The sequence below is a fragment of the Vibrio sp. A1-b2 genome (assembly GCF_021726015.1).
Classification (GTDB): domain Bacteria; phylum Pseudomonadota; class Gammaproteobacteria; order Enterobacterales; family Vibrionaceae; genus Vibrio; species Vibrio diazotrophicus.
The window spans coordinates 301,749-317,201 of sequence record NZ_JAKKCI010000002.1; the positions used below are offsets into that span (position 1 = coordinate 301,749).

Consider the following 15,453-nt stretch of genomic DNA (forward strand, 5'->3'; position numbering starts at 1 on the left):
AAGAACTAGGGGAAACGGAAATGATAAATGCGCTTACATAAAAGCCTTCCAAAACTCATTTTTATCCTAATATCTTTTGGGGCGATCATTGTCGTAACCGAATTTTTAACAAGAGAGCTGCTATTCTCCGGTCAAACAGAGACCATAGCTTTAACCAACGCCAATCAAAAAACCAAAGAAAGAGAGAATTTACTCGCCAACTTCTTTACCGACTCTGAAAACACCATTAAAGCGATAAGAATGAGTCCGTCATTCAATCAGTTTCAACTCAACCCGAAAACGGGCAAACAGGATTTTGAACAATTGGCACTCTCCATCGCGGAAAGTCAGCAAGATATTATGAAAATCCGTTATATCGACAACCGCGGAATGGAAGTGGTCAGAATCGACAGAGACCAGCTTGGCGACCAAGCAAAAATTGTTGAAGCCAATAAGCTACAAAATAAGTCTCATCGTTACTTTTTCTATGACTCTATCGAGAAACAGCCCGATGAAATTTGGTTTTCAAACCTTGATTTGAATGAAGACAATGGCCGAGTTGAAATACCATACAAGCCCACACTGCGCGCAGTAATGCCCCTTTCTTATACGGACACCTTCTCCGGCATTTTAATCGTCAATTATTTTCTCCAGCCACTATTTGTAACCTTCGCCAATACGCCTTTATATAATTCAATACTGGTGGATAGCGACGGTGAAATTCTGCTTCACTATGACAACAGCAGAGAATGGAGCCGATACACTGGCAACGATAATATTTATAAAGATATTCCTAATTTTAAGGAGTTAGTGAACAACGGTACTTATCAAAATTCGATTTTTTACTCGAGAAAACTCAACCTGCCAATCCCTCAGGAATTAATTTTAATTCTTTCTCTCAATAGCACTTACTCACATTTGCAGGCATCAATGTCTCACAAGAGTTTTCTATATAGCTCGGGAATCACCTTGTTTATTACCGTTGTCTTTGGTTTCATTTTCGCCAGTGTATTAAATAAGTTTTTCACTGATTACACCAATCGTGGCAACTATATTGAGAAGTTGATGGATCTGAATTTACGAATCAATAACCTCAATCAGAAAAACAAACTCTATATGGAAATGGCGAGCGATGGCATACACGTCCTCGATAAAAGCGGCAACATCGTTGCTTTTAGTCATTCCTTTGCAGAATTGCTTGGCTACAGCGAAGAAGAGATGTCAAAGCTGAATATGCGCGACTGGGAAGCAAGATTAAAACCAGACGAAATTGCCGAGACTATGGCAACCTTTGGAACTGAAGCCAAAAAATTCGAAACCCAACATCGTAGAAAAGATGGAAGCATTATTGATGTAGAAATTAATGCCAAGTGGATTAGGACCGCTGACGGTCGCTATTTCTATGCATCTTCACGAGATATCACTGACCGCATACGTTTGGAAAAGGAACTCCACAAACTCGCCACTACAGACGCGCTAACCCAATTGCCAACACGCAGAGTATTTATGGAACGGCTAGCGACTGAGATGGAAAGATACCATCGCAAACAATGTGACGCTGTCACGGTTATTTTCATCGATTTAGACAACTTTAAGGCGATTAATGACACTTACGGTCACGGTGCAGGCGATAAGGTACTGATCTCGGTTGCTAATATTCTCAGTGACGAAATCCGTAAAGTTGACTCGGTGGGTCGTTTAGGCGGTGAAGAGTTTGGCCTGATACTAACCGGAACCACCGCCGAAATGTCGGTACACTTTACTAACCGCATACGTAAGCGGATAGAAGAGTCTCCGGTGGTATTAGATCACAGCGTCATTCACTGTACCGCCAGTATGGGCATTACTACCATTAATGCTCTGGATACAGACATTGATAAGATACTCGAACGTGCCGATAAAGCGCTTTACAGCGCCAAACATCACGGGCGTAACCGAGTAGAAGTCTTTAAAGAACTAGCTTAAATTTCGTCTAACAAGCGACTGTGTGTTCTGCTTTAACATCTGAATAAATTTGGACTCAATTTCATTCAAACTCACTGTATCTGGGGTAACCAAGTACATATCGGTCACTGGCAGTGACTCATACGGCGGCAGAGGCCATAAAAGTTCCTGAGCAACAAACGGCTTCGCGCTTTCAACCGTTAATGCACCGAAGCCAATTCCGGCCATAATCATGCGTCTGACTTCTTCAAGGTTTGAAGACACCGCCACCAGCTTACCCCAGAACTGTTGTTGGTCACGGAACTGAGCAATAGCATCTAAGCCCTCACCGGGTTGGTCACTTTCAAAAGAGATGTAAGGCAAACCACGAATGTCTTCCAATGTAAGATCTTCTCTGCCGAAACACGGGTGTGCCCGCCCACAGTAGAAGCCCATCTGCTCATAGCCGAGAAAATCACACCTAACACCTGTCTTAGCTATTTTCTTGTTACTAAGGCCAATATGCAGAACACCTTCTGCCACATGGTTAACAATATCTGCGCTGGGGAACGTATTAACGTTGAAAATCACGTTAGGAAACAATCCGTGGTACTGAGCCAGCGTCACATCATAAGCCGGACATTGAAGATGGCTTGCGATTTCGATAGTTAGCTCACCTTGAATGTTATCAGTCTGGTCTACAAACTGATCGGCCATGGTTCCGACAATACGGCCAACGGAAGAGGCGTACTCATACACGCGCATTCCATGCAAAGTGAGGGTAAAAACGCCTTTCTTGCGCAAGATAAGGCGCTTATCCAAATGATCCTCTAATCGCTTAAGAGCGTTACTCACACTTGGCTGGCTTAACGATAACCTGCGAGCAGCGGCACTAATTCCTCCTTCATTCACAATCGTTAAAAAGGTATAGAGCAAATTCCAATCCAGATTACGAAGTAGTCGGTCTTTAGCATTCAGCATCTCATCGTCCTTTTAGTGGCTTATCCATAGCGACAGGCTATGTATATCATATTTATTCATCATTATGGATATTAGCTAACTTTGCACATACTCAATAAACAACAATTCCAATCTGCAACCATTACGAAAAGGACATCACAATGGCAAAAGCAAAATTACTCAGCACTTTACTGGCTTCAGGTATCGTCCTGCTTGCTTCTACTGGTGCGGCAGCCGAAACGTTAAAAATTGGTACAGAAGGCGCTTACCCTCCATTTAACTATTACACCGCGGACGGTCAGCTTGCGGGTTTTGATATTGAGATAGGTAAAGCGTTGTGCGCCAACATGAAGATTGAGTGTGAGTTTGTCGCACAAGATTGGGACGGCATTATTCCAGCGCTACTTGCGGGGAAATACGATGTAATTCTGGCTTCAATGTTTATTACTGATGAGCGTAAAAAACAGGTCTCTTTCAGCGCGCCATACCAAGCTTCCGCAATGACTTTCGTTGTTGATAAGAACTCCGGAATCAAAGATGTCTCTCCTGCTGCAATGAAAGGCATGATCATCGGTGCACAAAGCTCTACTACTCAGGCGGAATACCTTCTTGCTCAATACCCAGATTCTGAAATTCGCCTTTATCCAACGCAAGATGCTGTAAATCTTGATTTGGCAAGCGGCCGTATTGATGCACAAGCTGGTGACATCATGCCAATGACAGATTGGATAAACTCTGAAGACGGCTCTTGCTGTCAAAAAGCGGGCAACTTAATTACTGACCGTGCTTATGTGGGTGACGGCGTGGGAATGGCGCTGCGCAAAGAAGATGAAGAGTTACTAAAACGCTTGAATCAGGCTCTGGAAAACATCATCGCAGACGGCACGTATAAGAAAATTAATGATGAGTTCTTCTCAATCAACCTTTTAACGCTTCAATAAGACCCAGAATTTCAACAGGCAAAATCGCTATTTAGTAACAACGTCATGGGTGGTAATACGCCACCCAAACCATTGCGAAACAATAACTCAAAGAGACACGTGTAATGGAATATCTGATGTATCTCAGTTTTGGTGACCAAGGTTGGGGAGATGAATTACTGAAAGGCTTAGCCATAACTCTGGGACTTGCACTCTGTGCTCTTCCCGTTGGTATGGTGATTGGAACTTGCGTTGCGGCTTTGTCCGTCAGCATTCGACCTGTTCATCGTTGGTTTGCAACCACCTATACCACTGTGTTGAGAGGTCTTCCTGAGCTGCTTACGCTGTTCATTATCTATCACGGTGTTGGGCTGCTGATTAACAAAACGCTGAAATGGATTGACCCAAGTAACGGATTTTTTGAGTTAAACCCTTTTGGTGCAGGTGTGATAGCACTGGGACTGGTTTTCAGCAGTTATGCAGCCGAGGTATTGCGCGGAGCCTGGAAAGCCATGGACAAAGGACAGCGTGAAGCTGGCTATTCATTGTCGATGAGTCCTTGGCAGATTTTCTGGCACATTGAGCGACCACAGTTATTGCGCCTTGCTTTACCGGGCTTAGGCAACCTGTGGATTAACTTACTCAAAGACACCGCACTCGTTTCGGTGATTGCTTTGAACGACTTAATGCGAGCCGCCAACATCGCCGTTGGTGCGACCAAGAAACCGTTTCTGTTTTACCTGACTATCTGTTTGGTTTATTGGGCCATATGCGCTTGTTGCGAGCGTTTGTTATCAACCATGGAAACCCACTCTAAACGTGGTATCCGCGTAAGCCGTTGAGGAAAGGACGATGCTAGAGTTTATTGAAAAAGTCTCCCCAATGCTCCTTAGTGGCGCATGGATGACCATTAAGATTACCTTTGTGTCCGTGGTTATCGCCGCAATCCTTGCCTTACCTATGTCTATTTTGCGAATTCAAAAGTCCGCTGTTTACCGTGTTCCTGTGCAGGTGTTTATTTCCTTCTTTCGCGGCACGCCGCTGATTGCTCAGCTGTTTCTGGTTTATTACGGCTCCGGTCAGTTCCGACCATTTCTAATGGAAATGGGATTGTGGCATTTCTTTAGAGATCCGATGAACTGTGCGTTACTCACTTTCACGCTCAACTCTCTGTCGTATCAAACTGAAATTATGCGTGGCGCAATTCAATCAGTAGATGCGGGTGAAATTGAAGCCGCCAAATCGATGGGAATGAACAACAGCCTGCTGTATCGACACATAGTGTTACCCCTCGCCTACCGAATTGCCTTTCCGGCATTAGGCAATGAATGCATTTTGATGCTCAAAGGTGGCGCTGTCGCGAGTGTCATTACGGTAATGGACTTAATGGGTCAGACGCGTCGAGCGTTCTCCCAGACATTCGATATATCAACCTATTTTCTCGCTGCGGTGATGTATCTGGTGATCACCACCAGCTTTGTCATCGCTTGGCGCTACGCTGAACGTTATCTGTATCGACATCAGATCCAACGATCACCGAATAAACCCGTACTTCAAACAGCAACAAATTAACTTTGATATCAACAAACAACCGTCTACAGGGGCACCGCTCTTGGGGATTCGCATTATCTGAACAAGGATTTATACGATGAATACAATTGAACTAAAAACACCTTATTTAGTATTTCTTGGTGACGCTAATGATCTTCTTATGGCGAAAGTCGCGAAAGGCGTCGCACACTGGCGTCCTGAAAAATGCCTTGCTCAATATCGCCTAGCTGGTGCAAAAGCCGATTTGGGCTTACCTGAAATGAATCCTCGCGAAGCGGCGGCTTGCGGCGCAAAAACCTTTATTCTTGGCTTAGCACCTGTGGGAGGAACACTGCCTGAAGAATGGCTGGATCTGCTGATTGAAGCAATGGAAGCTGGACTAGATATCGCAAGCGGTTTGCACATGAGACTGAACGATATTCCACGTTTAGTTGAAGCGGCAGAACGTACAGGCCAAAAGCTGCTTGATGTGCGAGTTCCTCAAGGCCCAATGGTGTGTGGTACTGGCCTTCCTCGTTCGGGCAAAAGATTACTCAGCGTAGGTACGGACTGCTGCGTAGGTAAAATGTTTACTACGCTCACTATCCATCGTGAAATGGAAAAACGCGGCATTCCAGCAACTTTCCGTGCAACAGGTCAAACAGGAATTCTGATTGAAGGAAATGGTGTACCCGTTGATGCGGTTGTGTCTGATTTTATCTCTGGCATGGTAGAGACACTAACGCCAGACAACGCGCCAGAACATTGGGACATTATCGAAGGTCAAGGTTCGCTGCTACACCCTGCTTATGCTGGCGTAAGTTTGGGGCTGCTTCATGGCGCTCAGGCTGATGTCATCATCGTGTGTCACGAAGCTGGCCGTGTTCAAATGGACGAAATGCCTGGCTTTACTGTTCCAGATCTACAAACCGTTATCGACATCAACCTCACTATGGGTCGCGTCACCAATCCAAATATCCGTTTAGGCGGCATTGCTCTTAACACTGTAAATCTCAGCCAAGAACAAGCGCTGGCAGAGATTGCACGAGTAGAGAAACAGTTTGGTGTGCCTGTTGTCGATCCAGTTCGCACAGGTGTCGCATCAATTGTCGATCAGCTTGAAGAGGTTTGTTATGCGTAAGATGTCGATCAAGGTTGAACAGTGGCCACTGCACGAACCTTTTGTCATCTCTCGCATGGCTCCGATGCTGCACGGTGAAGTCGTTGTTGTGGGAATAGAACAAGCTGGCTGCATTGGTCGCGGTGAATGTGAACGTATGGATGTATTCGAGCCTGAATATCCAGACGTTCTTGCTATGGTTGAAGCGTTCAAATCTGAAGTGGAATCGGGTATTAGCCGCGATAAACTTCGCGACATTATGCCCGCAGGCGCAGCTCGCAACGCTATTGACTGCGCTTTGTTCGAACTTGAAGCTAAGCAGAACAAGCAAACAGCGTGGCAAATGGCTGGGTTTGCCGAGGCACCGAAGCAAGTCACCACTGTATTTACGCTTTCTTTAGATACGCCGGAGAAAATGGCTAAAGCGGCGGCGGCGCATAAAGACCGACCAATTTTGAAACTGAAACTTGGCCGCGAAGGTGATTTAGAACGCGTGAAAGCCGTTCGTGAAGCCGCGCCAAATGTACGTTTGGTTATTGATGCCAACACAGGCTGGAGCTTTGAACAGCTAAAAACTTACTTGCCGGAGCTCGCCAAACTTGGCGTAGAAATGGTGGAACAACCGTTAAATGCTCAGGAAGAACATTTATTGGAGACCATTACACCAGAGCTGCCAATTACTGCAGATGAGTCGTGTATCGACCGCTCGTCACTGGCGAATTTGAAAGGACGTTATCAAGCAGTCAACATCAAGCTGGATAAAACGGGCGGTATGACAGAAGCGTTAGACTTGCTTAAAGACGCACAAGAGATGGGTTTTGAAATCATGGTCGGTTGTATGATTGGAACATCACTGGCGATGGCTCCTGCCCTGCTTTTGGCTCAACAAGCTCGCTGGGTCGATATCGACGGGCCGTTACTGCTGTCGAAAGATCGGTCTCCGTCTCTCCATTATCATCAAAGCCAAGTTGAGCCTAACGAAGCGGTTTGGGGATAGTTCTTCACTCACCTGAACTATGTGTGCCTGAAGCATACTCTGCTGTAATATCCTAACGCTCACCGACTGGTGGGCGTTTATTTTTAGAGTTCAAACTTCAAAATACAATTGTATGAATCCTCTATTAAACGCACCAACACAATTAAAATATTAATTCACATTTATTATATTTATAGTCAATTAAACATTATCAGACTAATACACCCCAAACTCGGCACTTGCCAGAAAAAGCGAACCACAATATTTTATTTATATTTCATTACCTTAAATACAAATAGCACCTTAAAATTGTTTCCAATTTGTTTTATTTGTTAGTTTTTAATTATGCCTTTAATAATTTTATGCGGTAAAATCATTCAACAAACAGAATGGTCAACAGCATTAATTATTAATATTTGCCATATCTATTGAATATATTTTCATCTTTAAAACATCTTAGTGATTATTTATTCGTTAGTAACCCAAATATTCATTTTTAGTATTGGCAACAGTTGATTTGATTTTCGAATGTAAGCGGTCGAGTCTGCGGACAAATGGAGTGCTTACTTTTAGCAGGATGCGCTGACATAAGTATGCCTAAAACTTCTTCACAGCACAGAATTGGAATTTTCATCCCAAATGAATGCTCTTTGCTTACGTTGGGATCAATCACCGAGCCTTTTGCACAGGTGAACAAAATTCTGGGTGAAGAGAAATTTCAGCTTCTCTATGTGGGAGAACAGGCTGGTGCAAGCATCGAAATCAGTGGTTTTCCACAATCGATGGCAAGCCCACCTATCACCTTGATGACGCAAGCAAGCCTCGCAGACATTTCCCAATACGATGCGCTTATCATTGCCAGTGAACAACAACCAAAAGCCCCTTTATCTAACACCGCTCAACTCGCGCTGCAACACTACTATCAACAAAAAAACACATTCATTATCAGTGTTCAGGCTGGCTGTTTTTGGCTGTTGGAAAATGGTATTGGGCTCGATGAATCATGGGCGATTCACTGGCGCTGGGAAGATGAAATAAAAACAAAATACCCAGACCTTACTGTTCAATACGAACACTTTCGTCAGTCCGCCAAGTTGGCAAGCTGCGCGAGTTATTCCGACTGCCTCGATTTATTAATGGCGTATCTCGCCAAACATGAAAGCCAAGTGGCCGCACGTTCCGTCGCTGATGAGTTGTACCTAGACAGAGACAAACAGTCGTCACAACAACGAAATGCCACTTCAGAAGATGAACTGGCTAATGGAGGACTGGAAAACATCGAGCTGCCTCCAAGGCTCGCAAAAGCCATATCACTGATGGAAAGCAATCTGGAAGAACCATTGTCAGCAGATATGATCGCCGATTTAGTGCATGTATCGAGACGCCAGCTAGAGCGGCTTTTCAAACGTTATCTCGACACCATGCCTGCTCGTTACTACCTGCAACTGAGATTAAAGAAAGCGCGGGATCTGTTACAGACCACCAATTTGTCAGTGGTACAAATCGGCCTGACCTGTGGGTTCTCAAGTGGCCCGCATTTTTCGTCTGCTTATAAATCGTATTTTGAAATCACACCCAGAGAAGAGAGGTCAAAACGTTTATATGCAACCAAGAATTAATGTAAAAAAGCGACCTCACATTTGTTAATAAAAGGTGAAAATCTATAAAAACTGGTCGTTTTTACGAACGTAATGTCGTAACTCGTCGCGTATTCTGAAAGTGATGGAACTGTTCACAGAGGCAAACACAATGACGTTTCCCTTTATCCAGAGCCGAAGAGTACTGAGTAAGAATCGGATACTGGCCTTACTCATTTGAGTAAGTAATAGAAGCGTTGTTAGATACAAAATAAGGTTAAACCCATGATTGTATTACGTCCTGTCAAACTGACTGATTTAAGCAACATAGAAAAGCTTGCGGTAGATAGTGGCCCAATGGTGTGCACACTGCCAGCGAAGCGCGAACACCTATTGCAGAAAATTGAGCAGTCCATTTACTCATTCGAACAAGACGTTTTTTGTCCGGGCGAAGAATCTTACTTCTTTGTATTGGAAGAGACCGACACCGGGCATTTGTTGGGCACAGGAGCCATCAACGCATTAGCGGGATATCGTCAGGCGTTCTACTCGTTTCGCAACGACATCATTATCCACTCCTCGCGAGAGTTAAATGTTCACAGCCGTATTCACGCATTGACGCTGAATCATGACTTAAGTGACCACTCTCAACTGTGCTCTTTTTATATTGATCCATCGCAGCGCCACTCGCTTTCTCCGGCGTTAATCACGCTAGGACGTTTGATGTTCATGAATGCGAACTCTAACCGATTCGCGAATGAATGGATGGCGGTGCTGCCGGGTATTGCAGACACCCAAGGCCGCGCTCCTTTTTGGGAACACGTTGGTCGCAAATTTTTCGGCATGGACTACAACCAAGTCGAATATTACAACGGCACACGCGACAAAGCGTTTGTTGCAGAACTGATGCCTCACTATCCACTTTACGTGCCTCTTATTGACGAAGAAGCACAAGCGGTTATGGGACAAGTTCATCAAGATGCTGAACTTCAATATCAGCTCTTAAATGACCAAGGTTTTGAGCCAGACAAGTATGTGGAAATCTTCGATGCTGGCCCTATTTTGACGGCTCCGCACAATGCGTTGCCTATTTGTCTGAATATGAAAACCGGGTCACTGGTCGGTGAACCTCTTCACGCTGACACAAAGCAATACTTGGTTGGTTACCAAGGAGCCAAAGGCTTCTGTGCGTTTATCGCCGAGGGGAACCAAACAGAGGATCGACTGATCATTACTAAAGAATTGATGGAAGAAGTGGGCCTGACTCAACACCAGAAGGTGTGGTTCTTAGCCCTGTAGTCTCTTCTCTCTTTTCAGGAAAAATAACAAGGAATTTAAACTATGATGGTAATTCGCCCAGTCACTAGGGATGACAAGCAAGCTTTATTAAAACTGGCGACCAAAACCGGTGTAGGTTTTACGTCGCTACCAAACAATGAAGCGAGATTGGCAGCACGTATTGAGCGTATGATCGAGACATGGGAAGGGAAAGCACCTATTCACGATCAAGGCTATCTATTTGTATTGGAAGATACGGAAAGTAAACAAGTGGTTGGTATCAGTGGCGTGGAAGTCGCTATTGGTCTAACAGAACCTTGGTATGATTTCCGTGTTGGCACTTTGGTACATGCGTCAAAGGAGCTTAATGTGTATACCCAAATGCCAACGCTTTTCCTCAGCAACGACCACACAGGTTACAGTGAACTTTGTACACTGTTCTTAGACCCTAATTACCGCAAAGATAAGAACGGTCACTTGCTGTCGAAAAGTCGCATGCTATTTATGTCTACCTTTGAAGACAAATTTGCAGACAAGCTGATCGCTGAGATGCGCGGCGTGTCTGATGAGAACGGTAACTCGCCATTCTGGGAAAGTTTGGGGCGTCACTTCTTCTCTATCGACTTTAGCGAAGCAGATTACCTGACAGGTATTGGTCAAAAAGCGTTTATCGCCGAACTTATGCCTAAACACCCGATGTATGTTGATTTCTTAACTGACGAAGCAAAAGCGGTAATTGCAGAAGTGCACGAAAGCACGCTTCCTGCGCGTAAGATCCTTGAAAGCGAAGGCATGCGTTATGAAGGCTACATAGACATTTTTGATGCAGGCCCTACGCTTGAAGCGTACACCAAAGATCTTCGTATTGTTCGTGAAAGTGAAACTCGTAAAGTATTGATTTCAGATACTTATCACGAAACAGAATCAACACTGCTTGTTGGCAACCTTGATTACCGTAATTATCGAGCCATCATTGGTTGTCAGCCTTGTACAGAAACAGAAATTACCCTGTCTCCTGCACAAGCAGAGATTTTAAATGTTGCGAATGGCGACTTGATTCGAGTTGCGCCACTGTTTGCAAAAGAAGAGTGTCGCGAAGAGCTCGCTCAATCCGAGTAATTGAATATTCATGGCAGAAAATGCCCTCGCGCCTTAATCGGTACACTTATTAGAAATTTATCGGTTAAGTCGCTGGGGTAGACAAACAATAATAACGTACCCTGCCCAAACTGTTTACCTCGCCTACTCTTCCCATTGAGTAGGCTGATAGGAGTCTAAAATTATGTCAGCTTATGAAGTTAACTTTGATGGTCTTGTCGGTTTAACGCACAACTACGCGGGTCTTTCGTTTGGTAACGTTGCGTCTACATCGAACAAAAACGCAGTAGCAAACCCGAAACTCGCTGCGCTGCAAGGCTTAGCGAAGATGAAAAACCTTGCAGATTCAGGATTCAAGCAAGGTGTGCTTCCTCCGCAGGAGCGTCCATGCGTTCACACTCTGCGTACTTTAGGTTTCTCAGGTACTGATGCAGAAGTGATTGCTCAAGCCGCGAAAAAAGCACCGCAACTGCTTGCGAATGTCAGTTCAGCATCATCAATGTGGGTAGCCAACGCGGCAACGGTTTCACCTTCTGCGGATACTGCGGATGGTAAAGTTCACTTCACTGTGGCGAACCTCAACAACAAGTTCCACCGTTCCATTGAAGATCAAACCACCAGCAATGCGTTAAAAGCGATTTTTGCAGATAATCAACACTTTGCTCACCATGCTGCGCTACCACAGCAAATGCTATTTGGTGACGAAGGTGCAGCGAACCACAACCGCTTATGTCGCAGCTATGGTGACAAAGGCGTTGAAGTGTTCGTGTATGGTCGCCAAGCATTTGGTGGTCAGGTTGAACCTAAAATCTTCCCTGCTCGCCAAACGCGTGAAGCAAGCGAAGCAGTGGCTCGTCTGCATCAGTTAGACGAATCACAAACCGTATTCCTACAGCAAAACCCAGATGTGATTGACCAAGGCGTCTTCCACAACGACGTGATTGCAGTAAGTAACGGCCCAGTTCTTTTCCATCACCAAGAAGCGTTCCTCAATCAAGCGCCTGTGTTTGATGAAATTCGCCGCAAGCTAGGCCAATTTGACTGTGAATTTACTCCAATCGAAGTACCGACCAATAAAGTATCAGTGCAAGACGCAGTGGGCACTTACCTATTCAACAGCCAGCTTCTAACCAAAGCTGACGGCAGTATGGTGATTGTGGTTCCAGAAGAGTCACGTAAGAACGAGCGCGTTTGGACATACCTGACAGAGCTAACCCAAAGCGGTGGTCCAATCAACGAAGTGAAAGTATTCGACCTACGCGAAAGTATGTGTAATGGTGGTGGTCCAGCTTGTCTGCGTTTGCGTGTTGTTCTTAACGAACAAGAGCTTAAAGCCGCAAACCCGCATGCACTAATGAATGATGCGCTTTATGGTTCACTGACTCAGTGGGTGAATAAACACTACCGTGATCGCCTGACTGAAGCAGATTTGGCAGACCCGCAGCTACTAATTGAAAACCGCACTGCACTGGATGAGCTGACTCAAATCATGAACCTTGGTTCAATCTACCCATTCCAACGCTAAGCAAGGATTTATTGGAAATGGATTTTTTAAAACAGACATTATCAGGGGAAGCCTTTTCCCCTGCATCAGGTGAAACCGCCACTTTGCGTTGGAATTGTCCGGCGCAAGGTATTATCGCTTTCGAACCTGTAGCGTTCTCAGATAGCCCACAATCGAAAAGTGTGGTTATCTCCGCAGGCATTCACGGTAACGAAACCGCGCCTATCGAGATTGTTTCTGAGTTGGTTCAGGATTTTCTGGCAGAGAGACGTTCTTTAAATGTTCGCTTGCTAGTCATACTTGGCAACCTCGAAGCGATGCGCACAGGTGACCGCTACCTAGAAGTGGACATGAACCGCTTATTCAGCGGTAAGCATGCCAACTATGAAGCGTGTGAAGAAACTCGTCGCGCACAAGTCATTGAACAGCAAGTGATCTCGTTCTTTGAACAACAACCCAATACTACTCAGCGCGTTCACTTTGACCTGCATACCGCAAGAAAGCCGTCTTTCCATGTGCGATTTGGTCTGCTTCCTTATGTAGAATCTGGTAAGTATCAACCTGAAATGATCGAATGGCTGCGTAATGTCGGCTTAGAAGCGCTGGTGATCAACCATGATCCAGCAGCAACGTTCAGCTACTTCAGCAGCCAGACTTGCGGTGCCCAAAGCTGCACTTTAGAGCTGGGTAAAGCGCTGCCATTTGGCGAAAACGATCTTTCTCAGTTTGTTGGTATCAAAGAAGGCTTAATCGCCCTCACCACTGGCACTCCTTGCCCTGACAACAGTGCTCCAGAAATGCCGGTTTATAAAGTCAGCCAAGAGCTAACCAAACTGACCGAAGCTTTTGAACTGAATTTTGCCGAGAGCGTGCAGAACTTCACCGCATTCGAAAAAGGCAGTTTGCTTGCTACCGACGGCGATAAAGAGTACCGCGTTGAACAAGATCAAGAGTGGCTGATTTTCCCGAACAGCGGCGTTCGTCCGGGTCTACGAGCGGGTTTAATGCTCACTCAAACCGCTTTAAATGATTGGATAGCTTAACTATCAAATCTCACTTCCTCTAAGCGCAATTTGTCACTTTGAATTCAAGACTGAATATGAAATGACAGGTTGCGCTTCGTTGTATTTGCCTCAACATTTGATTTTTACAGACACCCGTTCTTGATGAATCCGTATGCGATTGTCTTTGAGATTCGGCAAAAACCTTGATAGAACAAAGCCTTTTGCAATTAGCCCTTGTTTATGATTTGATCGGCGTTTTTCTGCTACCTAAGAGTATAAGCATGCCCAATAAACCCCGCCCTCGTACGACGATTCCTGCTTCTTATTTTGGTATGGTGCTTGGGCTTTCCGGTCTGGGTCAATCTTGGCGTGTTGCTCATTCCCTTTGGGAATTACCATCAATCATCGGCGAAACTCTGCTTGCAGTAGCCATATTGGTATGGCTACTGCTTTTGTTCGCCTATATAGCACAAGCAATTCGCACTCCTTCTGCAGTCTACGAGGAGTTTCGTCACCCAGTACAGGGGAGCACTCCTGCGCTCATAGGTATATCTACATTACTAATAGTCCTTGCAGTTCAACCTTATTCACGTCATTTAGCGTGGGCTTTAACCACTGCAGGAATAATGTGGCACCTGTTCTTTTCGCTTTGGCACAATGGGGCTCTGTGGAAGGGATATCGGCAAAAAATAGACTCTGTGCCTACGCTGTATTTACCTACCGTTGCTGGAAACTTTACTAGTGCTGCTGCACTCGGTTCACTAGGTTATCCAGATTGGGGATGGCTATTTTTGGGAGCTGGTATGTTTTCATGGCTGGCACTGGAGTCATTGATTATTCAACGTCTTTGGCAAGAAAATGAGCTACCTTCAGCTCAGCGACCATTACTTGGCATTCAGTTTGCGCCGCCCGTTGTATGCGCAATGGCTTGGCTTGCCATCGAACCATCAAGCCATGACCACTGGATATTAATGCTGTGGGGCTATGGACTCTATCAGCTTCTTCTGGGGATTCGGCTCGGCAAATGGCTCGGCGCCGAATCGTTCGCTCCATCTTATTGGGCTTACACATTTGGCATTGCGTCAGCAACGGTGAGTGGGTTAAAGCTAGCGCTGGCAGGAGTAAGCACAGCAGAGTTAATTGCGATACCTGTGTTTATCAGTGCGAATCTGTTTATTGGTTATCTGAGTATCCGAACGTTACGCATTTTCGTCGCAAGATAGATGGTTGACTAACGCCCCTTTATATTTGCACGCTTAGCACTCCATCGAATTGAAGATCGACCAATTGGGTTAATGCTTACTAAAATGAATGCATAGCCAAATTGGTTTATATCGCTTCCTCAAGGAGTAACCAGCTTAGTATAAGTGGTTTGCGCCTATTCTATTTGCCGCCCAACTTAATCCAATCACTCATCACCTATACACTTGTACAAATTATCAGCTTTAAACATTTCACAAACGAAAATATTAAAAGCCCGGCTCTAGTATTAATTACTGCCCTATTCGTCTTCACAGAACAAATACGGTTAGACATTAACCAAAAAATATCTAGCTATCAACTTACGCAATACAAATATAACGC

Annotated in this window: 13 protein-coding genes; 12 read left to right on the forward strand and 1 reads right to left on the reverse strand. The window is 45.0% G+C overall.

The window, feature by feature from the left end:
* The first annotated feature begins 27 nt into the window (after positions 1 to 27).
* The gene (locus tag L3V23_RS06190) at positions 28 to 1,944 is read left to right on the forward strand and encodes a diguanylate cyclase (protein ID WP_102965782.1); all 1,917 of its coding nucleotides are present in this window, start codon (positions 28 to 30) and stop codon (positions 1,942 to 1,944) included.
* Here L3V23_RS06190 and L3V23_RS06195 read toward each other — a convergent pair.
* Complete coding sequence (locus tag L3V23_RS06195) at positions 1,936 to 2,883, reverse strand: LysR family transcriptional regulator (RefSeq protein WP_102953613.1); 948 nt, start codon at positions 2,881 to 2,883, stop codon at positions 1,936 to 1,938. The genes L3V23_RS06190 and L3V23_RS06195 overlap by 9 nt on opposite strands.
* A gap of 140 nt (positions 2,884 to 3,023) precedes the next feature.
* Between L3V23_RS06195 and L3V23_RS06200 the strand changes: the two genes are divergently transcribed.
* From L3V23_RS06200 to tehA, 11 genes are all read left to right on the forward strand, one after another.
* Positions 3,024 to 3,803: a transporter substrate-binding domain-containing protein gene (locus tag L3V23_RS06200; protein WP_102965781.1), complete on the forward strand. Its 780-nt coding sequence runs from the start codon at positions 3,024 to 3,026 to the stop codon at positions 3,801 to 3,803.
* A 104-nt stretch (positions 3,804 to 3,907) separates the two neighbouring features.
* Positions 3,908 to 4,624 carry an ABC transporter permease gene (locus tag L3V23_RS06205; RefSeq protein ID WP_102965780.1) on the forward strand — a complete coding sequence of 239 codons (717 nt, stop codon included), beginning with the start codon at positions 3,908 to 3,910 and terminating at the stop codon, positions 4,622 to 4,624.
* A gap of 10 nt (positions 4,625 to 4,634) precedes the next feature.
* Positions 4,635 to 5,354, forward strand: a complete 720-nt coding sequence (locus tag L3V23_RS06210; protein ID WP_102965779.1) for an ABC transporter permease — start codon at positions 4,635 to 4,637, stop codon at positions 5,352 to 5,354.
* A 76-nt stretch (positions 5,355 to 5,430) separates the two neighbouring features.
* The gene (gene dgcN, locus L3V23_RS06215; RefSeq protein ID WP_102965778.1) at positions 5,431 to 6,453 is read left to right on the forward strand and encodes an N-acetyltransferase DgcN; all 1,023 of its coding nucleotides are present in this window, start codon (positions 5,431 to 5,433) and stop codon (positions 6,451 to 6,453) included.
* Positions 6,446 to 7,429 carry an N-acetyl-D-Glu racemase DgcA gene (gene dgcA / locus L3V23_RS06220; RefSeq protein WP_237292043.1) on the forward strand — a complete coding sequence of 328 codons (984 nt, stop codon included), beginning with the start codon at positions 6,446 to 6,448 and terminating at the stop codon, positions 7,427 to 7,429. The genes dgcN and dgcA overlap by 8 nt, the downstream gene beginning before the upstream one ends.
* Before the next feature lie 629 nt (positions 7,430 to 8,058).
* On the forward strand, positions 8,059 to 9,027 hold the full coding sequence (locus L3V23_RS06225; protein WP_237292044.1) for a helix-turn-helix domain-containing protein: 969 nt from the start codon (positions 8,059 to 8,061) through the stop codon (positions 9,025 to 9,027).
* A 243-nt stretch (positions 9,028 to 9,270) separates the two neighbouring features.
* Positions 9,271 to 10,284, forward strand: coding sequence for an arginine N-succinyltransferase (locus L3V23_RS06230; protein WP_237292045.1), 1,014 nt, complete (start codon positions 9,271 to 9,273; stop codon positions 10,282 to 10,284).
* Positions 10,285 to 10,326: 42 nt separating this feature from the next.
* Positions 10,327 to 11,382 (forward strand): arginine N-succinyltransferase, encoded by a 1,056-nt coding sequence (astA, locus tag L3V23_RS06235; RefSeq protein WP_237292046.1) that lies wholly within the window; start codon positions 10,327 to 10,329, stop codon positions 11,380 to 11,382.
* A gap of 163 nt (positions 11,383 to 11,545) precedes the next feature.
* Positions 11,546 to 12,886 (forward strand): N-succinylarginine dihydrolase, encoded by a 1,341-nt coding sequence (astB, locus tag L3V23_RS06240; RefSeq protein WP_042481305.1) that lies wholly within the window; start codon positions 11,546 to 11,548, stop codon positions 12,884 to 12,886.
* A 17-nt stretch (positions 12,887 to 12,903) separates the two neighbouring features.
* The gene (gene astE / locus L3V23_RS06245; protein ID WP_237292047.1) at positions 12,904 to 13,908 is read left to right on the forward strand and encodes a succinylglutamate desuccinylase; all 1,005 of its coding nucleotides are present in this window, start codon (positions 12,904 to 12,906) and stop codon (positions 13,906 to 13,908) included.
* Positions 13,909 to 14,150: 242 nt separating this feature from the next.
* On the forward strand, positions 14,151 to 15,092 hold the full coding sequence (tehA, locus tag L3V23_RS06250) for a dicarboxylate transporter/tellurite-resistance protein TehA (protein WP_237292048.1): 942 nt from the start codon (positions 14,151 to 14,153) through the stop codon (positions 15,090 to 15,092).
* Positions 15,093 to 15,453: the final 361 nt, after the last annotated feature.

Coding starts and splice junctions, on each gene's coding strand:
- L3V23_RS06210 (WP_102965779.1), top strand. CDS start 4,635: ATGCTAGAGTTTATTGAAAAAGTCTCCCCAATGCTCCTTAGTGGCGCA.
- astB (WP_042481305.1), top strand. CDS start 11,546: ATGTCAGCTTATGAAGTTAACTTTGATGGTCTTGTCGGTTTAACGCAC.
- dgcN (WP_102965778.1), top strand. CDS start 5,431: ATGAATACAATTGAACTAAAAACACCTTATTTAGTATTTCTTGGTGAC.
- L3V23_RS06195 (WP_102953613.1), bottom strand. CDS start 2,883: ATGCTGAATGCTAAAGACCGACTACTTCGTAATCTGGATTGGAATTTG.
- dgcA (WP_237292043.1), top strand. CDS start 6,446: ATGCGTAAGATGTCGATCAAGGTTGAACAGTGGCCACTGCACGAACCT.
- L3V23_RS06190 (WP_102965782.1), top strand. CDS start 28: ATGCGCTTACATAAAAGCCTTCCAAAACTCATTTTTATCCTAATATCT.
- tehA (WP_237292048.1), top strand. CDS start 14,151: ATGCCCAATAAACCCCGCCCTCGTACGACGATTCCTGCTTCTTATTTT.
- L3V23_RS06230 (WP_237292045.1), top strand. CDS start 9,271: ATGATTGTATTACGTCCTGTCAAACTGACTGATTTAAGCAACATAGAA.
- L3V23_RS06200 (WP_102965781.1), top strand. CDS start 3,024: ATGGCAAAAGCAAAATTACTCAGCACTTTACTGGCTTCAGGTATCGTC.
- astA (WP_237292046.1), top strand. CDS start 10,327: ATGATGGTAATTCGCCCAGTCACTAGGGATGACAAGCAAGCTTTATTA.
- L3V23_RS06205 (WP_102965780.1), top strand. CDS start 3,908: ATGGAATATCTGATGTATCTCAGTTTTGGTGACCAAGGTTGGGGAGAT.
- astE (WP_237292047.1), top strand. CDS start 12,904: ATGGATTTTTTAAAACAGACATTATCAGGGGAAGCCTTTTCCCCTGCA.